General features: G+C 68.6%; 17 protein-coding genes, 1 tRNA gene and 1 other RNA gene. 10 read left to right on the plus strand and 9 right to left on the minus strand.

The genetic code is table 11. The features are described from left to right. Positions 1–2 precede the first annotated feature (2 nt). The gene (locus G6N58_RS09675) at positions 3–1,694 is read left to right on the plus strand and encodes a diol dehydratase reactivase ATPase-like domain-containing protein (RefSeq protein ID WP_115278882.1); all 1,692 of its coding nucleotides are present in this window, start codon (positions 3–5) and stop codon (positions 1,692–1,694) included. A 71-nt stretch (positions 1,695–1,765) separates the two neighbouring features. Here G6N58_RS09675 and G6N58_RS09680 read toward each other — a convergent pair whose 3' ends face one another. From G6N58_RS09680 to G6N58_RS09690, 3 genes are read right to left on the minus strand one after another with little or no spacing between them, the layout of a single operon-like run. Next, positions 1,766–2,830: an ATP-dependent DNA ligase gene (locus G6N58_RS09680; protein WP_115278881.1), complete on the minus strand. Its 1,065-nt coding sequence runs from the start codon at positions 2,828–2,830 to the stop codon at positions 1,766–1,768. A 6-nt stretch (positions 2,831–2,836) separates the two neighbouring features. Then, positions 2,837–3,772 carry an anti-sigma factor RsbA family regulatory protein gene (locus G6N58_RS09685; RefSeq protein WP_115278880.1) on the minus strand — a complete coding sequence of 312 codons (936 nt, stop codon included), beginning with the start codon at positions 3,770–3,772 and terminating at the stop codon, positions 2,837–2,839. Beyond that, the gene (locus G6N58_RS09690) at positions 3,769–4,644 is read right to left on the minus strand and encodes an MEDS domain-containing protein (protein WP_115278879.1); all 876 of its coding nucleotides are present in this window, start codon (positions 4,642–4,644) and stop codon (positions 3,769–3,771) included. Before G6N58_RS09690 ends, G6N58_RS09685 begins: the two co-directional genes overlap by 4 nt. 219 nt (positions 4,645–4,863) lie before the next feature. On the opposite strand from G6N58_RS09690, the gene G6N58_RS09695 reads away from it, so the two are divergent. From G6N58_RS09695 to G6N58_RS09710, 4 genes are read left to right on the plus strand one after another with little or no spacing between them, the layout of a single operon-like run. Further along, the gene (locus G6N58_RS09695) at positions 4,864–5,637 is read left to right on the plus strand and encodes a sulfite exporter TauE/SafE family protein (RefSeq protein ID WP_115278878.1); all 774 of its coding nucleotides are present in this window, start codon (positions 4,864–4,866) and stop codon (positions 5,635–5,637) included. Between the two features lie 22 nt (positions 5,638–5,659). Next, positions 5,660–7,009: an MBL fold metallo-hydrolase gene (locus G6N58_RS09700; protein WP_115278877.1), complete on the plus strand. Its 1,350-nt coding sequence runs from the start codon at positions 5,660–5,662 to the stop codon at positions 7,007–7,009. A 55-nt stretch (positions 7,010–7,064) separates the two neighbouring features. After that, positions 7,065–8,117 carry an ATP-dependent DNA ligase gene (locus tag G6N58_RS09705; protein ID WP_163908624.1) on the plus strand — a complete coding sequence of 351 codons (1,053 nt, stop codon included), beginning with the start codon at positions 7,065–7,067 and terminating at the stop codon, positions 8,115–8,117. A gap of 1 nt (position 8,118) precedes the next feature. Next, a complete protein-coding gene (locus tag G6N58_RS09710; protein WP_115278876.1) occupies positions 8,119–9,168 on the plus strand; it encodes a DNA polymerase domain-containing protein in 1,050 nt (349 codons plus the stop codon). 1 nt (position 9,169) lies between these two features. Here the strand turns inward: G6N58_RS09710 and G6N58_RS09715 are convergent, their stop codons facing one another. Together G6N58_RS09715 and G6N58_RS09720 are read right to left on the minus strand one after the other, a co-directional pair. Continuing rightward, a complete protein-coding gene (locus tag G6N58_RS09715) occupies positions 9,170–10,039 on the minus strand; it encodes a TIGR03620 family F420-dependent LLM class oxidoreductase (protein WP_232067801.1) in 870 nt (289 codons plus the stop codon). Then, positions 10,036–10,863 (minus strand): MerR family transcriptional regulator, encoded by an 828-nt coding sequence (locus tag G6N58_RS09720; RefSeq protein WP_115278875.1) that lies wholly within the window; start codon positions 10,861–10,863, stop codon positions 10,036–10,038. The genes G6N58_RS09715 and G6N58_RS09720 overlap by 4 nt, the downstream gene beginning before the upstream one ends. A gap of 136 nt (positions 10,864–10,999) precedes the next feature. On the opposite strand from G6N58_RS09720, the gene G6N58_RS09725 reads away from it, so the two are divergent. Together G6N58_RS09725 and G6N58_RS09730 are read left to right on the plus strand one after the other, a co-directional pair. Then, positions 11,000–11,341, plus strand: a complete 342-nt coding sequence (locus tag G6N58_RS09725; protein WP_232067802.1) for a nuclear transport factor 2 family protein — start codon at positions 11,000–11,002, stop codon at positions 11,339–11,341. Further along, positions 11,338–12,180 (plus strand): SDR family NAD(P)-dependent oxidoreductase, encoded by an 843-nt coding sequence (locus tag G6N58_RS09730; RefSeq protein WP_115278873.1) that lies wholly within the window; start codon positions 11,338–11,340, stop codon positions 12,178–12,180. The genes G6N58_RS09725 and G6N58_RS09730 overlap by 4 nt, the downstream gene beginning before the upstream one ends. On the opposite strand, the gene G6N58_RS09735 is transcribed toward G6N58_RS09730, so the two are convergent. The 3 genes from G6N58_RS09735 to G6N58_RS09745 all read right to left on the minus strand — a co-directional run bounded on the left by G6N58_RS09735 (position 12,177) and on the right by G6N58_RS09745 (position 14,123). Continuing rightward, positions 12,177–13,190, minus strand: coding sequence for a S1C family serine protease (locus G6N58_RS09735; RefSeq protein ID WP_115278872.1), 1,014 nt, complete (start codon positions 13,188–13,190; stop codon positions 12,177–12,179). The two genes, G6N58_RS09730 and G6N58_RS09735, sit on opposite strands and share 4 nt — an antisense overlap. Positions 13,191–13,265: 75 nt before the next feature. Further along, a complete protein-coding gene (lucA, locus tag G6N58_RS09740; RefSeq protein ID WP_115278871.1) occupies positions 13,266–13,979 on the minus strand; it encodes a lipid uptake coordinator LucA in 714 nt (237 codons plus the stop codon). Between the two features lie 58 nt (positions 13,980–14,037). Beyond that, positions 14,038–14,123 (minus strand) — tRNA-Ser (locus G6N58_RS09745). Positions 14,124–14,194: 71 nt separating this feature from the next. Between G6N58_RS09745 and ffs the strand changes: the two genes are divergently transcribed. The 3 genes from ffs (at position 14,195) to G6N58_RS09760 (ending at position 17,565) form a co-directional block, all read left to right on the plus strand. Further along, positions 14,195–14,289: signal recognition particle sRNA small type (gene ffs, locus G6N58_RS09750), an RNA gene on the plus strand. Between the two features lie 28 nt (positions 14,290–14,317). Beyond that, positions 14,318–15,613: an aspartate aminotransferase type Ic gene (locus G6N58_RS09755; protein ID WP_068914549.1), complete on the plus strand. Its 1,296-nt coding sequence runs from the start codon at positions 14,318–14,320 to the stop codon at positions 15,611–15,613. A 26-nt stretch (positions 15,614–15,639) separates the two neighbouring features. After that, a complete protein-coding gene (locus G6N58_RS09760; RefSeq protein ID WP_115278870.1) occupies positions 15,640–17,565 on the plus strand; it encodes a DNA polymerase III subunits gamma/tau in 1,926 nt (641 codons plus the stop codon). On the opposite strand, the gene G6N58_RS09765 is transcribed toward G6N58_RS09760, so the two are convergent. Next, positions 17,562–18,707 (minus strand): epoxide hydrolase family protein, encoded by a 1,146-nt coding sequence (locus tag G6N58_RS09765; protein WP_115278869.1) that lies wholly within the window; start codon positions 18,705–18,707, stop codon positions 17,562–17,564. The genes G6N58_RS09760 and G6N58_RS09765 overlap by 4 nt on opposite strands. Positions 18,708–18,709: the final 2 nt, after the last annotated feature.

An 18,709-nucleotide genomic window follows, 5' to 3' on the forward strand; every position in this document is an offset into this window, starting at 1 on the left:
CCGTGGTGGCGGGCATCGACATCGGCAACCACACCACCGAGATCGTGCTGGCCCGCGTCGACGGCGCCGCCGTGACGCCGGTGACCCACGGCCAGGCGGCGACGCGGGGACGCAAAGGATCCCGGGAATCGCTGGAAGGTGCTGCGGCACTGCTGCATCGCCTCGAGGTGCAGGCAGGTGTGTCGGCCGATGAGCTGGCGCTGGCGGTGCTGAGGCCGGTGGACACCGCCACCGCGCCCATTCCCCGCGCGTACATCCCCGACGCGCCGGTGCGCAGCCTGCGCGCCGCCGCGGCCAGTACCGCGGCCGGGCACGGGCACGGGGTGGGCGTGCACGTGCCCCTGCGCGACCTGAGCGGGCCAGCTGCCGACGCCCCGGTGATCGTCTCCGTGCCTGCCGGTGTCGATTTCGAGGATGCCGCAGCGCAACTCACCGCAGGGGCGGCCCGCGGCTGGCTGATCGCCGGCGTGCTGGTCGCTGCCGACGACGCGGTGCTGATCGCCAACCGGATCCCGTTGGCCGTCCCCGTGGTCGACGAGGTGGCACTCGACATCGCCCCAGGTGCGCTGGTGGCGGTGGAGGTCATCGAGGCCGGCCGGGCGTTCCGGGCGTGGGCGGACCCGATCGCGCTGAGCGCGGCGCTGCACCTGCCCACCGAGCGCTTGGCGCAGGTCGCGGAGTTCTGCCGCGAACTCTCCGACGCCTCGGCCATCGCCGTCACCGCCCGCACCGCCGCGGACCCGCCGCCGGACGGCGGTGCGGACTATGTCGACGTACAGACCGGAGGGACACTCACCCGCTACACCCCGGCGCAGGCCCACTCGGTGCTGCGCCAGTGCATCCCGGGCAGCGCCCGGCAGGTCCGACTGGCAGCGCTGGCCGCGGCCCGGGACGGGTTGGCGGTCCACGACGCGTTCTTCACCGACCTGTCCGCCATCGACAACGGGGTGTGGTTGCGCCGCGGGGTCGCCGATACGCAGGGCACCGTGGTGGCGCTGCTGGCCGCTGACGAGATCACCGACGCCGCAGCAACATTGGCCGAACTCACCGGGCGACCCGCGCTCACGCTGGCCGACGAACCCGAGGCGGCCGCGCGCGGGGCGCGCACCACTGTCGGCCTGCCGCCGGGTGCGCTGGTCTGCGATATCGGCGGCGGCACCATCGACCTCGTCGGCGCAGAGAACACCGTGGTGGCCGCCGGAGCGGGGGAGACGATCACCGTGGCGGTGGCGCGGGTACTCGGAGTCCCCAAGGCGCTGGCCGAGACGGTCAAGCGCACTCCCGCGGTGCGGGTGGAGGGTCCGCACGTGGCGCACGAAGAGGACGGCAGGCGGGTGTTCCTCGATGCGCCAGCGCCGGCCGACGCGATCGGCAGATTGTGTACCCGGGGTGGTGCCGGCCTGGTGCCGTTCTCCAGCCGGCTGGCCGCCGAGGAGTGGCGCAGCCTCCGTCTGGCGGTCAAGCAGGAGACGGTGGCCGCCAATATCGCCCGCGCGTTGCGCGCCTTCCCGGTGCCGCCGCCGGTGATGGTGCTCGCCGGGGGTGGTGCGCTGGACGACGAACTGCTGCGCACCGTCACCGAGGCGCTGCGGGCGGTGCCGGTGGTGGTGGGCCGGGCGAATGTGGACGGTATCCACGGCCCCCGTTTTGCGGTGGCCTCCGGCCTGGTGCACCTGCTCGCTGAGCGTGCGTGAGCGGGACGTGGTGGGTTATCCACAGGGGTTATCCACAGTGTGGATGAATCACACCAGTGTCATTCGGCGGCTCAACAGAGGCCGGGCACCACGTCACTGAGCCGGAATGTCGCCGGTCGCTCCAGTTGCTCGAAGGTGCAGGACCGGGGATCGCGGTCGGGCCGCCAGCGGTTGAACTGGGCGGTGTGCCGGAACCGGTCACCTTCCATGTGGTCGTAGCGGACCTCGACCACCCGCTCGGGGCGCAGGGGGACAAACGACAGGCTCTTGCCGGCATTCCAGCGCGAGCCGACGTTCTTGGCCAGCGCGGTGTTCTCGGCCACCTGGGCCGCCCAGTTCCACGGATGGCCGTCGAACGTGGTGACCAGGGGCTGTAGCTCCTGGAACAGGGAGCGCCGGATGGCCATCGGGAACGCGCCGATGACGCCTACCGAGGCCAGCCGGCCGCGGGCGTCGTACAGCCCCAGCATCAGCGACCCCACCGCGTCGTCGCCCGACTTGTGCAACCGGTACCCGCCGACCACACAATCGGCGGTGCGTTGATGCTTCACCTTGAACATCACCCGGCGGTCCGGCTGGTAGGTCAGCGTCGGCGGCTTGGCGATCAGCCCATCGAGTCCCGCCCCCTCGAACTCCCGGAACCAGCGCCGCGCCGTCGTGGCGTCGGTGGTCGCCGGGGTGAGGTGGATGGACCGCCCGGCGCCGGACATCGCCTGTTCCAGTGCTGCCCGCCGTTCGCCGAACGGGCGCTCCGTGTAGTCCTGGTCACCGAGTGCCAGCAGGTCGAAGGCGATGAAGGCCGCCGGGGTCTTCTCCGCCAGCATGGTCACCCGGCTGGCGGCCGGGTGCAGCCGCAACTGCAGGGCCTCGAAATCCAGCCCGTGCTCCGCGGCGATCACGATCTCACCGTCCAGCACACACCGCGTCGGCAGCTCCGCCCGGGCCGCGGCGACGAGCTCGGGAAAATACCGGGTCAGCGGACGCTCGTTGCGGCTGCCGAGTTCCACCTCGTCCCTGTCGCGGAACAGGATGGATCGGAAGCCGTCCCATTTCGGCTCGTACCAACAGTCGGCCGGGAGATCGGTGACCGCCTTGGCCAGCATCGGCGGCACCGGCGGCTGCACAGGCAGATCCATGGGGCTCTAGGAACTGCACAGCCGGACGGTGAACCCGTCATCGGCGGCCATCAGATCCACCCGGATACCGAGCTGGTGGATCAGCCACAGACCCAGGCCGGCCCCGAGGGTGCTGTTTACGGGCATGAGTCCGGCCAGGCAGTCGAGGGGGCCGAGGCCGCCGTCGCGCACGTGGACCACCACACGCCCGTCCTGTGCCCACAGCCGCAGGGCGGCCGGCGGCTTGCCGTGCACCAGGGCGTTGGTCACGGCCTCCGAGGTGGCCAGCACCAGGTCGTGCAGGGTGACGTTATCGAGATGACCCACCGCGGCACGGTGTATCACCTCCCGCGATTGCCCGGCGGTGATATCCGGGATGTCCAGTAGTGGGGTGGCGGACTCCAGCGGATCGGGCACCACAGGCGCCAGCACGAAGGACGCCGGATCCTGGTAGCGCGGGCTCGGCGTGCGGACGCCGGCCGACAGCAGACTCGGATGAGCCCGCTCGATGACGTCACGGGCCTCAGGCGAGGCCCGGTTGGTGTCGTAGACGCACAGACTCAGCAGGGGGAAGTCGTCGTAGGCGGTGTTGACCGCGGACTCGTAGCGCGACCATGCGCGCAGCTGATCGGCGCTGCCCGCCAGCGGCACCTGACCGGAGGTGCGCACCTGGTGGGCGCCGGCGGCCACCTGCTGGGCGTAGAGCTTGCGATAGCTGGCGATCGCACGCGCCGGTGTGGCGTAGTGGTCCCCGCCGTCGACAAAGGTCACCAGCTCCGAGGCCGGCAGGGCCCGGCGCAGCAGGGTGGTGCTGTGCTGATCGAACCCCAGCACCGAGGGCTCACCCGCCTCGATGCCTTCGGCGACGAACGGCACCACCAGCTCCAGCAGTTCGTCATCGCTGCCGTAGAAGCCGGCCTCGTGGAAATGCCCGGTGTACCCGGCGGACACTCCGGCCCTCATTCCCCTGCCTCCCGCTCCGGTGCGGCCACCACGCTGACGGCCGTCAGATCCAGCAACTCGATCAACCGGGCCGGGACGAGCGCTCCGGTGTGCAGCACCGCCGTCTGACGGTGGCGGCGGGCCACGTTGTCGAGCACCATCAGCGACCGGTGGTCGATGAATGTCAGCCCCGAAGCGTCGATGTGCAGTGTGGTGCCTTTTGATGTTGGCCAGATCCGCTCGAGGGTGGCGGCAAATGCAGACCGGTTCGACGCGTCGAGTTCCCCGGTGAGGACAAACGATATGGCCGCCAGCGGGTCGGCGAACACCTGGAATCCCACGGCAGCGGCATTGACGAACGGATGCAGGCAGATCACTTCCGCTGCCGCCGCACCCAGTTCTGCGACGTTGTAGGCGCACAGCGCCGAAAACGGCAGCACCGCCATCTGCTGATCGACCTGGAATTCGAGCCGGGTCAGAGCGTCGCGCTGCACGATGGTGCGGGCCACGGACGTCACGTCGACCACCGCTCGGAATCCGGTGTAGCCGCGGGCCACGGCATCTTCGGCGGTGGCGAGATACCGGCGCACGGCTTCCTCGGCGTCCAAGACGTCGGTCCCGGGCACGAAGGGGTAGTAGTCGGCGGCAGAGAACACCGCGATCTCGTTGCGGCCGGGCAGCCCCGTCAGCTGGGGCATCGAGAGAAGTTCGGCCTTCAACTGCTCCGTGGTGGCCTCGCCCACGTAGGCCACCAGCTGGTGCTGGCGCAGACCGTCGGCAATGTACTCACCAGCGCGGGTCAGGAACTCGGCGCGGTTCCGGAAACCCCAGCCCATGTGACCGAAGGGGACGACGCCGGCCGCGGAGTCCACGGCGCCGTGCAACCGCGTCACCTGGCATCCGTCGGGGTGGGATCAGCGGTCATGTTCGGCAACCCTACGCCCACGAGCAGGCGCCGAAGGACTGCAGCTGTGGCCGGAGCGGCGTGTGAAACATGCCGTGGGGGGTATGGCCCTTGGAGTGAATATACCCCTAGGGGTATAATTTGAGACGTGATGGGTCCTCGCGAGGATCGCCCGGATACCGACTGAGAGGACTTGTGGTCAACTGTCATGGCAATCGTCACCGGCCTGGGACTCGGGGCCCTCATCGGGGTGCTGCTGGGTCTGCTCGGCGGCGGGGGCTCCATCCTCGCCGTGCCGGCCCTGGTCTATGGGATGGGTTTGGACATCGCGCACGCCATCCCCATCTCGCTGATCGTGGTCGCGGCGGCCTCAGCGGTCGGCGTGCTTCCCAAGATCCGGGCCAAACAAGTCCGGTGGCGCATGGCCGGGATCTTCGCCGCCACCGGGATACCGGCGACGATTGCCGGCAGCGCCATCAGCGCTCACCTGCCCCAGTCCGTGCTGATGGTCGGATTTGCGGTTGTCATGGTGGTCGCCGGAGTCCGCATGCTCACCGACCAGGGCGCCACCGGCACCGCCTGCACGATCGAGGCCGGCCAGGTCAACTGGCGGCGCTGCGCACCACGGTCGATCGGGGCCGGACTGTTGGTCGGGCTCCTCACCGGACTGTTCGGCGTCGGCGGCGGATTTCTCATCATCCCGGCACTGGTCGTCATGCTCGGTGTCGAAATGTCCACGGCCATCGGCACATCGCTGCTGATCATCATCGCCAACTCGGTCGCCGGCATCGCCTCTCACCTCGACGGCATCACCGTCGACTGGCAGATCACCGCTGCGTTCGTCGCCGCCGCGATGGCCACGTCACTGGGCGCCGGATACTTCGGCACCACAACCGACACCGCCCGCCTGCAGCGCTGGTTCGCCTACCTGGTGTTCGCCGTCGCCGCCTACGTACTCGTCGACACCCTGATCCTCCGCTGACCCAACCAAGAAGGAGCAGAACATGGACGTCTCCATCATCGAAACCTCGGGACTCGGTGACCGCAGCTACCTGGTCGCCCACCACGGCATCGCAGTGGTCATCGATCCGCAACGCGACATCGACCGCGTGCTCGCGCTGGCCGACAAGTTTCAGGTCCGCATCACCCACGTGCTGGAGACACACCTGCACAACGACTACGTGACCGGCGGACTGGAACTCTCCCGCACCGTCGGCGCCGACTATGCAGTGCCCGCAGGCGACGACGTCGACTATGCCCGCCGCGCTGTCACCGACGGCGACATCATCGACGCAGGACCAATTCACCTCGAAGTGATCCACACCCCTGGCCACACCCACCACCACGTCAGCTATGTGCTGCGCGACGCCACCGGCACCGTCCACGGTGTGTTCACCGGCGGCTCGATGCTGTACGGCACCACGGGACGCACCGACCTCATCGGGCCCGACGACACCGAGAACCTTTCACACGCCCAGTATCACTCGGTCCACAAGCTCGCCGACCGCCTGCCGCCCGACACCCCGATCTACCCGACCCACGGCTTCGGCAGCTTCTGCTCGGCGACCCCGGCGTCCGGAGACTCCTCGACCATCGCCGAACAACGCAGTACCAACCCGGCATTGACACAGGACGAACAGAGCTTCGTCGACGAACTGCTGGCAGGACTGTCGCCTTACCCCGCGTACTACGCCCACATGGGGGTCATCAACCGCGAAGGGCCCGCACCGGTCGACCTGACGCCACCGGTGTTGATCGACCCCGCCGAGTTGCGCCGCCGGATCGACGCCGGTGAATGGGTGGTGGACCTGCGCACCCGGACGGCATTTGCCGCCGGTCACCTACCGGGCACCCTGGGTTTCGAGCTGTCCGGATCGTTTGTCAGCTACTTCGGCTGGCTCTACGACTGGGGCGCACCGATCACGGTCATCGGCGACTCGGCCGAACACGTCGCCGAGGCCACACGCGAATTGGTGCGCATCGGCGTCGACCGGCTCACCGGTGCTGCCACCGATCGCATCGACACACTCGCCGCCGGCAGCCGGCTGGCGTCCTACCCGGTCGCCGATTTCGCCCGCCTCGCCGACGAACTCAGCTCAGGGTGGGTGTCCATCCTGGATGTTCGACAAAGCCACGAATACGACAAGGGGCACATTTCAGGAGCCGTCAACATTCCCCTGCACGAGCTGCCGAACCGAATCGGCGACCTACCCGAAGGACCCGTCTGGGTCCACTGCGGATCGGGTTACCGCGCCTCTATCGCAACGTCACTGCTGGACCGCGCCGGCATGGACGTCGTACTGATCGATGACGCCTTCGCGAAGGCGGGCGAGCACGGCCTGACAGGTCAGTAGCCGGCGGGCCCACCGCGATCGATGACATTGTCGGGGTACCCGGGTCTACGTGAGTATGAAGAGCATGGACCTGCCGGTGCTGCCTCCGCTGGAACCGATGCTGGCCAAGGCGGTGGCGAAGGTGCCGACCGAGGACGGGGTGTGGTCCTACGAGCCGAAGTGGGACGGTTTCCGAGCGCTGGTGTTCCGTGACGGCGACGAGGTGCGGCTGATCTCGCGCAGCGGCAAGGAGCTGGGCCGCTACTTCCCCGAAGTGGTGGTGGCCCTGCGCGACGAGCTGGCCCCGCGCTGCGTCCTCGACGGCGAGGTGGTGGTGCCGCGGGAGATCGACGGCCGGGTCCGGCTGGACTGGGAGTCGCTGAGCCAGCGGATCCACCCGGCGCAGAGCCGGGTGACGCTGCTGTCGCAGGAGACGCCGGCACACTTCATCGGATTCGACGCCCTGGCCCTCGGGGACCGGTCCATCCTCGGCGAGCCGTTCCGCGTCCGACGGGAGGTACTGCGCGAGGCCGTGACGCCGGCGACCTGGTGCCACGTCACCCGCACCACCGAGGATGCGGCGCTGGGGCAGGAGTGGTTGACGACGTTCGAGGGCGCCGGCCTGGACGGGGTGATCGCCAAGCGGCTCGACGGCGCCTATCTACCCGGCAAGCGTGACATGGCCAAGATCAAACACGCGCGCGATGCCGATTGTGTGGCCATCGGCTATCGCATCCACAAGAGCGGCGAGGGCATCGGGTCGATCCTGCTCGGTCTGTACCGCGACGACGGCGAACTGCAGATGGTGGGTGGGGCGGCGTCATTCACGGCCAAGGACCGGGTGAAGCTGCTGTCCGAGCTGGAACCGCTGCGCGACGGCGATGTCCGAGACGGGGACCCGAGCCGGTGGAACTCCGCGGCCGACAAGCGCTGGATCCCGGTGCGGCCCGAGAAGGTGGCCGAGGTGGCCTACGACCAGATGGAGGGCAACAGCGTGCACGGCAGGCGTTTTCGGCATGCGGTGAAATTTCGGAGATGGCGCCCCGATCGGGAACCGGCCAGCTGCACCTTCGAGCAGCTGGACGTACCACTGAACTACGACCTGTTCGACGTCTTGGAGCAGGCCTGAGATGGCAACCCCGGCACAAGAACTCGATGTCCTGGGCACCTCGGTCCGCCTCACCAGTGCGGACAAGCCGTACTTCCCCGCACTGGGTTCCGGCGGTGTCAAAGGGGCGCTGGTCGAGTACTACCGCGCGGTGTCGGTGGCGGGTCCGATGATGGACGCCCTGCGGGACCGCCCGACCCATCTGCAGCGTTTCCCGGATGGCATCGACGGCGAGGAGATCTACCAGAAACGGCTGCCGCAGAAGCATCCCGATTACCTGCAGACCTGCCAGGTGACTTTTCCGTCCGGTCGAACGGCGGATGCCCTGAAGGTGACCCACCCGTCGGCCATCGTCTGGGCCGCCCAGATGGGCACCGTCACGTTCCACCCCTGGCAGGTGCGCTGCCCGGAAGTCGAACACCCCGATGAGCTGCGCATCGATCTGGACCCGCAGCCGGGCACCGGTTTCCGGGAGGCCGCCCGCGTGGCCGTCGAGGTGCTCGAACCACTGCTCACCGAACTGGGGCTGGCGGGCTACGCCAAGACCTCGGGTGGGCGCGGCGTACACGTCTATCTGCGCATCGCCACCGACTGGGATTTCATCGCGGTCCGGCGCGCCGGCATCGCGCTGGCCCGCGAGGTCGAGCGCCGGGCCCCGGATCTGGTGACCACATCCTGGTGGAAGGAAGAGCGCGGCGAACGCATCTTCATCGACTTCAACCAGAACGCCCGCGACCGCACCATGGCCTCGCCGTATTCGGTGCGCCGCACCCCCATCGCCACGGTGTCCACACCGCTGCCCTGGGCCGAGCTGGCCGATGCCGACCCCGACGACTACACCATCGCCACCGTGCCGAAACTAGTTGCAGAACGCGATGATCCGTGGGCCGGCATGGACGACGTGGCGCAGTCGCTGCAACCGCTGCTGGACATGGTGGCCGCCGACGAGGAGCGCGGGCTGGGCGACATGCCCTACCCGCCGAGCTATCCCAAGATGCCGGGCGAGCCACCCCGGGTGCAGCCGAGCAAGAAGGTGGCCGCCCACTGGGACGACGAGGGCAACCGCATCTGAGCTACTGCGGGGTGGGCCGGTGCTCGGCCAGGGTGCGGAAGTTCTCTACCGGCGAGGCGGTGGGGTCCTCGCTCAGCACCTGGATGCCGACATGGTCGGCGCCCGCCGAGAGGTGCTGGTCGATCTCGGCGTAGATGGCCTCCGGGGAACCGTGGGCAACCAGGGCATCGATGAGTCTGTCGCTGCCGGGACGGTCGATATCGGCCTGCGCGAACCCGTGCCGCAGCAGGTTGTCGGTGTAATTGCGCAGACCGAGATAGGGGTTGTCCACCAGAGACCGGCCGATCTTGCGCGCCTGATCGCGGTCCTGGCACAGCACCACTTTGTGCTCCGGAGCCAGGAAGGCAGTGCTGCCCAACAGTTCTCGCGCGTGACGTGTGTGGTCAGGGACGGTGAGATAGGGGTGTGCCCCCAGGGTCGTCTCGCCCGCCAATGTCAGCGTTTTCTTGCCCAGCGCCGCGATGACGATTGCCTCGGCCGGAACGCCGCCGTGCAGCAGCGCATCGACGTAGTTGGCCATCCGCTCGTAGGGCCGTTCGTAGGTGTCCCGGCTCTCGGGGTGGCCGAGACCGACACCCAGCAGCAACCGGGGTCCGTGGCGGTCGACGATGCGGTGGTAGTGACGGGCGATGCTGCGCGGGTCGTCGTTCCACATGTTGATGATGGCCGTGGCGATCATTGCGGTTTCGGTCGCGGCGATCATCTGCTCGAGCAGGGCCATGTCACCGACGGGATCCGCGCCGATCCCCACCCAGATCGTCTGGTAACCCAGCTCTTCGAGCGCCGGTGCGTACCCGATCCGGGGGGCGTCACCCAGTGCGGGATTGAGCCACGCTCCGTAGGTGCCGAAACGCTGGTGCATGTCTGTCATGTCGACGGCGCGATCGTGCTGAAGATCGGCCAGCAGATCTCGGTGGCGGTGAACCCTCCGGGATCTGAGGGCGTACTACCGAGGTAATGTTCGCGGATGGGCCCCTGACTGCTGATCAGGTGCTCGTTGACATGGATCCCCAAGGCCGCGTAACTGCGGTCGATGCCCTCGTGTCCGCCGGGATGGGTGAGCACCGCGAATTCGGTCTTCGGCAGGACCTCGGCCCGGATACCTTGTGGGGGATTCGCAGAAGGTGGTGCTGCGACGAACATGGTTGCGCTGCCGGTCTGTTCGAGGAACAACGCCCGGTCGTAGAGACCGCCCGGCACCACCGCGGTCGGTGCGCCTGCGGCCTGAGCGACGGCTGCACGCAGTGTGGTCAGCGACTCCCCGAACCACTCGTCGATCGTAGAGACGTCGATGGTGGCACTGACGGACCACACGGCCAGCTCAGGTTCGTGGCGCAGCGTCACGTCGGCGGGACTGCGCACGGGGGAGAGCAATTCGCGCAGGGCACCCACCGTGTCGCGGGTCTGCTGCAGCTGCGCCTCCATCTGCTCGAGATGGGTGGTGATGATGTCGGTGCGGGCACCGGCGTCGTCGGTGCTCAGCAGTGCCTTGATGTCGGGAATGGACATGCCCAGGGACCGGAACCGCCGGATGATGTGCGCATGATCCACCTGGCTGGTGTCGTAGAAGCGGTAGCCGGTGTAGGGATCGATGTGAGCGGGTTCGAGAATGCCGATGTCGTGGTAGTGGCGTAGCGCCTTGCGACTCAGGCTGGTCATCACCGCGAAGTCCCCGATCGAGACCTGTGCGCCCATGGCGCCCTCCTCTGTGTTCTGCCGTCGTGATCGAGCACGACCATCCTGAAGTCTCCCCTTGGGGCAAGGTCAATCTCTCGGCGACATGTGGATCATCGCTTGACCTTCCCGTTGGGGGAAGTTCCATCGTTGGCTCATGACCACAACAGATTGGGACACGCTCCCAGACACCGTGACAACGTTCATGACTGCCGTCGACGCCCGTGAGGTGGACAAGGTGCTGGCCACCCTGACCGCCGATGCCGTGGTGACCGATGAGGGCCACGACCACAAGGGGCACGAAGAGATCGGGAACTGGGTGGCCAACGCGGCCTCCGAATTCACCTACACCACCGAGATCACCGGGGCCATGACCACCGACGCAGGCTACGACGTCGCTCAGCACCTGGAGGGCGACTTCCCGGGTGGGGTCGCCGATCTGCACTACCGCTTCACCCTCGACGGTGCGCTGATCACCCGGGTGGTGATCGAGCCATGACGCGGCGGTGGTTCATCACCGGTGCCACGCCCGGCAACTTCGGGGTGGCCTTCGCCGAGACCGCGCTGCAGACCGGGGACAGTGTCGCGGTCACCTCGCGGCGCCCACAGGAGCTGGCGCAGTGGGCCCAGCAGTACGGCGATCGCGTCCTGGTGGTACCGATGGATATCACCGATCCCGCGCAGGTCGCCGAAGCGGTGCGGACCGCCGAGGAGCGCTTCGGCGGTATCGATGTGCTGGTCAACATGGCCGGCCGGGGCTGGTTCGGCTCGATCGAGGCCATGGACGAGTCCACGATGCGGGCGATGTTCGAGCTCAACTTCTTCGGACTGCTGTCGGTGACCCGCGCGGTGCTGCCGGGGATGCGGGCCCGCGGTGACGGGTGGATCGTCAACATCTCCTCGGTGGCCGGCCTGGTGCCCGCGCCCGGGTTCGGCTACTACAGCGCGACGAAGTTCGCCGTCGAGGCCGTCTCGGAGACACTGCGCGACGAGGTCGCCCCCCAGGGCATCTCGGTGCTGACGGTCGAACCGGGCGCATTCCGCACCAATGCCTATTCCGGCTTCGCCGCCGAACCCGTCGCCGAGCCTGTCGCGGAGTACCACGACATGCTCAAGCAGGTGCAGGCCACCTTCGTGGAGATGGACGGTAAGCAGCCCGGTGATCCGCACCGAGGCGCCCGGGCGGTCATCGCGGCGATGGAACAGGACACCCCGCCGAAACGGCTGGTCCTGGGCAACGGCGGATACGACGCCGTGGTCGAGACCCTGGAAGGCGCACTGGCCGACATCCGGTCCGGCGAGGCACTGTCCCGCAGCGCGGATTTTCCCTCGAATTAGCTGGTGGCGCCGCTGCCGAGCACTGCCTGGGCGACACGTTCGGCTCCGGCGCGGTCGCGCCAGGTGATCTCGATGTTGTTGCCCGGGTAGCGCTGGTCCAGGACGCTGGTCAGCGCGTTGGCCGAGGTGATCGGCACGCCGTCGATGCGCAGCAGGGTGTCGCCCGGGCGCACGCCGGCCACCTCGGCCGGCCCGCCGCGCAGCACGGATTGGATGGGCAGCCCGTCGCCCTCGTCGACGGCGTTCACGCCGACACCGAGGATGGCCGACGGGCCGATGTGCACCTCGGGGCTGGCCGCGCCGGAGCGGATCTGGTTCACGATGCTCATCGCGTCGTTGATGGGGATGGCGAAGCCCTGCCCGCCGGGCGTGGACTCCCCGTTGAGCCGGAAGTTGTAGGTGGCCGCGGCGTTGAGCCCCACCACCTGGCCGGCGCCGTTGATCAACGCGCCGCCGGAGTCGCCGGAGCGCAGATTGGTCGAGGACTCGATGAGGTTGTCCAGGCTGTGGGAGCTGCCGGTCAGTTCATCCTCGGCGCTGATGGTGGCACCGAGTTCGGTGACGGCACCCTGTTCGCGGGTCAGTGGGTTGCCGGTGCCGTTGGCGTTGCCCATGGTGGTCACCGGCTCACCCACTCGCAGCGCCGACGAGTCGCCGATCGGGGCGGGGATCAGCCCGGCCGCCCCGCGCAGCTGGATCACGGCGACGTCGTTGTTGCGGTCGTAGCCCAGCACGTCGGCGTCGTAGGTCTGCCCATTGCTCAGCGTCAGCGCGCGGATGGCGTCGGCGCCCTGGATGACGTGGTGGTTGGTCAGCACCACCCCTTCGGGGGTGAGGATGATGCCGGTGCCGTTGCCGACAACGCCCTGGAAGTCGGCTCGGGTGGAGATCTGGACCAGGCTGTTCTCGACCGGTAGCGGCTCGGCTTGCGCCAGGGGCGCGCCGGTCAGGGGGACAACGAGTGCCACCAGGGCAGCCAGGGTCCAGAGCAGAGAGCGATATGCGGCCATCACTTGCCTCTCGGGGCAGGGGGTCGAAGTGTTACCACCCATATTGCCTGGACCCGCCGACGCGAGACCGTGGGCTCAGTCGTCGGAGACGGCCACCCCGCCGCGTGAGCGGGTGCGACTCTTGCCCGACGGACGACGGTTACGCAGCCGGCCACCTGCGGGTTCGTCCTCTGCGGGCGCGTCCTCGGCGGGGATATCGGGCTCGTCCGAGGCCGATTCGTCGGTCTGGCCGTCGGCATCCGTCGGTTCCTCGGGCACGTCGGCCTGCTCGGTTTCGCTGGCGACCTCGGTGACGGTCCCGGCCTCCGAGACAGGCTGGTCGGCCTTCTTCGACCTCTTGACCTTGAGAGGTTTCGGCGGCGGGGGCGGAGTCTCTGCCACAAAGGCCAGGTGGAAGGTGGCGGCGGCCAGCACCGCAATGGCTGCGGCGGCGCCGTAAACGCCAAACAGCCACTGCCCGGCCTGGTCCAAACTCAGCCAGATCTCGGCGACAGCTGCTCCGATGATCAGCACACCCGCCACGATGTGGCCGATGACCGACCACAGCCGCAGCGTCAGCGACAGCTGGGGATTGCCGAATTCAGGTCGCCGGGCCCGCACCAGGTTGAGGGCGACAGGCAGTGCGCTCAGGCCCACCAGGATGCCGGTGACGATGCGCAGCACCGTGCCGACGGTGTGGGAGACGTCGCCCATCAGTTCCCACCAGCGCGGCAGGACGAAGACGAAATACAGGACCGCGGCGACCAGGAACGACACTCCGTGCCATGACAAGGCGATCCCGCGGCGCATACCCCTCCTTGGGTTGGGTTCCGGGGTGTCACACCAGGTGACACCCCGGAACCGAGTGCGGAGGATAGGGGATTTGAACCCCTGAGGGCTATTAACCCAACCCGCGTTCCAGGCGAGCGCCATAGGCCACTAGGCGAATCCTCCGTCGGACATGCTAGCGGAGTCACCCCCGAAGCCCAGAATCGTTGGTCGCGGGGGCCGGGTATTACACTCGTGGCGGACCCCGCGCGGCGTCCATCCTGTGAACTCCCCCAGGGCCGGAAGGCAGCAAGGGTCAACGGGCTCTAGCGGGTGCGCGGGGTCCCCTCATGTGTGTGTCCTGCCGCGAAAGGCCCCAGGTGTCGTTCCTCTCCCTCGGCCGCGACGAGCTGGTTGCCGAGCACGAACAGCAGCAGCGCAACTACGCCGATCTGCAGGCCAAGAAGCTGTCGCTGGACCTGACGCGCGGCAAGCCGTCGGCCGACCAGCTCGACCTGTCCAACGCGCTGCTGGAGCTGCCCGGCGCCGGCACCTTCCGCGACGGCGAGGGCACTGACACCCGCAACTACGGCGGCCTGCACGGCCTGCCCGAGCTGCGGGCCATCTTCGGCGAGCTGCTCGGCATCCCGGTGCAGAATTTGATCGCGGGCAACAACGCCAGCCTGGAGTTCATGCACGACGTGGTGGTGTTCTCCCTGTTGCACGGTGGCGTGGACTCGCCACGGCCGTGGATAAGGGAGCTCGAGGGCGGTACCGGCGTGAAATTCCTGTGCCCGTCACCGGGTTACGACCGCCATTTCGCGATCACCGAGACCCTCGGCATCGAGATGATCCCGGTGCCCATGCGCGAGGACGGCCCGGACGTCGACCTGATCGAAGAACTGGTGGCCGCCGATCCCGCCATCAAGGGCATGTGGTGTGTGCCGGTGTTCTCCAACCCGACCGGCACGGTGTACTCCTGGGAGGTGGTGCGCCGCCTGGTCCAGATGCGCACGGCAGCAGCCGATTTCCGGCTGTTCTGGGACAACGCCTACGCGGTGCACACGCTCACCCACGATTTCCTGCGCCAAGTCGACGTGCTGGGACTCGCGGCGGCCGCCGGGAATGCGAACCGCCCGTACGTCTTCGCATCGACGTCGAAGATCACCTTCGCCGGCGCCGGTGTCAGCTTCTTCGGCGGATCGCTGGGCAACATCGCCTGGTATCTGCAGTACGCAGGCAAGAAGACGATCGGCCCCGACAAGGTGAACCAGCTGCGGCACCTGCGGTTCTTCGGCGACGCCGACGGGGTGCGGCTGCACATGCAGAAACACCAGCAGCTACTGGCACCCAAGTTCGCGGTGGTGGCCGAGATCCTCGACGGGCGACTGGGCGACTCCAAGGTGGCGTCGTGGACCGATCCCAAGGGCGGCTACTTCGTCAGCCTCGACGTGCTGCCCGGCACGGCCAAGCGGACCATCGCCCTGGCCAAGGATGCCGGTATCGCGGTGACAGAGGCGGGGGCTGCGTTCCCCTACCGAAAAGACCCGGACGACAAGAACATCCGGATTGCGCCGACGTTCCCGTCGGAACCGGATCTGCGCGACGCGATCGACGGCCTGGCCACGTGCACGCTGCTGGCCGCCACCGAGTCGCTGCTGGCGCGGGACAACTAGTCGGTCTGGGTAGGTAGCCTGCTTCCGTGGCTCTCTATCGCAAGTACCGTCCGGCGACGTTCGCCGAAGTGGTGGGCCAGGAGCACGTCACCGCGCCCCTGTCCGTTGCGCTGGAAGCCGGCCGCATCAACCACGCGTACCTGTTCTCGGGTCCGCGCGGGTGCGGCAAGACGTCCTCGGCGCGGATCCTCGCGCGCTCGCTGAACTGTGTCCAGGGCCCCACCCCGACGCCGTGCGGCGTGTGTGACTCCTGCGTTGCACTGGCGCCCAACGGGCCGGGCAACGTGGACGTGGTGGAGTTGGACGCGGCCAGCCACGGTGGTGTGGACGACACCCGCGAGCTGCGGGACCGCGCGTTCTACGCCCCGGCGCAGTCGCGCTACCGCATCTTCATCATCGACGAAGCGCACATGGTCACCACCGCGGGCTTCAATGCGCTGCTCAAGATCGTCGAGGAGCCGCCGGACCACCTGATCTTCGTCTTCGCCACCACCGAACCGGAGAAGGTGCTGCCCACCATCCGGTCGCGCACCCACCACTACCCGTTCCGGCTGCTGGCACCGCGCACCATGCGCACCCTGATCGAAGGCATCTGCGCCAGCGAAAGCGTGAGCGTCGACGACGCGGTGTACCCGCTGGTGATCCGGGCGGGCGGCGGGTCGCCCCGTGACACCCTGTCGGTGCTCGACCAGCTGCTGGCCGGGGCCGAAGGCAACCGCGTGGTGTACCAGCGCGCGCTGTCGCTGCTGGGGGCCACCGACGTCGCCCTGATCGACGACGCGGTCGAGGCGCTGGCCGCCAACGACTCCGCGGCGCTGTTCGGGGCGGTGGAGGCGGTGATCGATGCCGGCCACGACCCGCGGCGTTTTGCCACCGACCTGCTGGAGCGGTTCCGCGATCTGATTGTGCTGCAAGCAGTTCCGGATGCCGCCGCACGCGGGGTGGTGGACGCCCCCGAAGACGAGCTGGAGAAGATGCGCTCGCAGGCCAGCCGGATCGGCATGGCGACGCTGACCCGCTACGCCGAGGTGGTGCACGCCGGCCTCGGCGAGATGCGCGGCGCCACCGCGCCGCGGCTGCTGCTGGAAGTGGTGTGCGCCCGGCTGCTGTTGCCGTCGGCCAGCGACACCGAGGCGGCGCTGCTGCAGCGGGTGGAACGTATCGAAACCCGCCTGGATCTGTCCATCCCCGCAGGGGAGGCCGCCGTCGGCCACACCCCGGCACCCACCGGTAAGCAGTTCGTGCGCAAGAGCGCCCAGAGTGAGGCGCCGGCCGCGGCGCCCGAGCCCGCTGCCCCGGCACCGCCACCGCAGCCGCCGACCCCGCCGGCACCTGCGCCGGCAGCCCCGCCACCTGTCGTGGCGCCCCCTGCCGCGCGCCCGGAGCCTCCGCTGCCGCCGGAGCCCGATCCCGAACCGGCTCCGCCCGAACCCGAGCGCGCCGCGCCGCCACCTCCGGCCGAGGCGCCCGCCGCTGTTGCGCCGCCGGCCACCGGCGAGCCTGACGCCGCAGCGGTCCGCAGCATGTGGACCACGGTGCGGGAGAAAGTGCGTCAGCGCAGTCGCACCACCGAGGTCATGCTGACCGGCGCCACCGTCCGCGCCGTCGACGGCGACACCCTGGTGCTCTCCCACGAGTCGGCGCCGCTGGCGAAAAGACTGTGCGAGCAACGTAATACCGACGTCATCCGGGAAGCGCTCAAAGATGCGCTGGGAGTCAACTGGCGGGTGCGTTGTGAACCCGGCGGTCCGGCGGGGGCACCTGCGGCGCCCGCCCCGGCGCCAGCTGACGCACCCGAGGTGCAGGTCGGACGCCAGGCCGAGGTGTGCGCCGAGGAAGACGCGATGATGGCCGAAGCCGCCGACACCACGGCCGGTCCCCGTCGGGACCCCGAGGAAGTGGCGTTGGAGCTGCTGCAGAGCGAACTGGGCGCCCGCAAGATCGAGGGTTAAGCGTTCCGGCCGCGGAACGGCCGGAAAAATTCACGAAGTTCGTCGGCGAAGATGTCGGGTTGTTCGAACGGCGCGAAGTGGCCGCCCCGCTGCGGTGTATTGACGTAGACCAGGTTGGTGGTGCGTTCCAGCCAACGCCGGGGTGGAGTGGCGATGTCGACGGGAAACAGCGAGAACCCCGAGGGCGTGGCGATGAAGCGGTTGCGTTCCGACGGCGGAATTGCCGCGTTGGCGTTGTACATCCGCATCGATGATCCGATGGTCTCGGTTGCCCAGTACTCGGTGAGCAGGGCCAGAACGTCATCGCGGGTGTACACCGACCACAGATCACCGCCGCAGTCACTCCACGAGCGAAGCTTTTCGAGCACCCACGCTGCCAGTCCCGCAGGCGAATCCGTCAGGCCGACGGCGGCGGTCTGCGGTTTGGTGCGGTGCATGGCGGCATAGGCGCCCTCGGCGAGAGCCCACTGCTGTCCGTCGGCGATCCAGCGCTGTTCGTCGTCGCTCAGGTCGGTTGGATCGTCGACGACCGGTAGACCGGCGTCTGTGCGGTGCACCGCGATCACCCGGTCGGGATGATCCAGGGCCAGGTGGCGGGCGACATGACTGCCGATGTCTCCGCCGGACACCACGAACTTCGGGTAGCCCAGCGAGGTCATCAGCTGTGCCCACATGGCGGCCACCGCACGTGAATCGGGCGCGGGACCTGTGGGGCGGTCGGAGAATCCGTACCCCGGCATATCGGGGATCACCACGTGGAAGCGGTCCCCGGCGGGGATACCGTAGGCCGACGGTTCGGTCAGGCGCGAGATGACCTTGCGGTAGCGCCACCCCGAGTCGGGCCAGCCGTGCGCCAGCAGCACGGGCAGGACATCGGTACCCCGCTCGGCTTCGGCGTGGATCACGTGCACCCCAACGCCGTCGACCGTCACCCGCACGCTGGGCAGGGACGCCAGCTCCGCGTTGTGCGCCGCGAAATCGAAGCCGTCTGCCCAGTACCGGATCAGCTCGGCCACGGTGTCGACATCAATGCCGAGAGACCAACCGGCCGCCTCAGGAGCGTCGGGTAACCGGGTGGCCTGTAGCCGGGCCCGCAGGTCGGCGATGGTGTCAGCGCTGATGGTGGGTGTGTAGCGCTGCACTC

Origin of the sequence: Mycolicibacterium tokaiense, assembly GCF_010725885.1 — a bacterium.
Taxonomy (GTDB): domain Bacteria; phylum Actinomycetota; class Actinomycetes; order Mycobacteriales; family Mycobacteriaceae; genus Mycobacterium; species Mycobacterium tokaiense.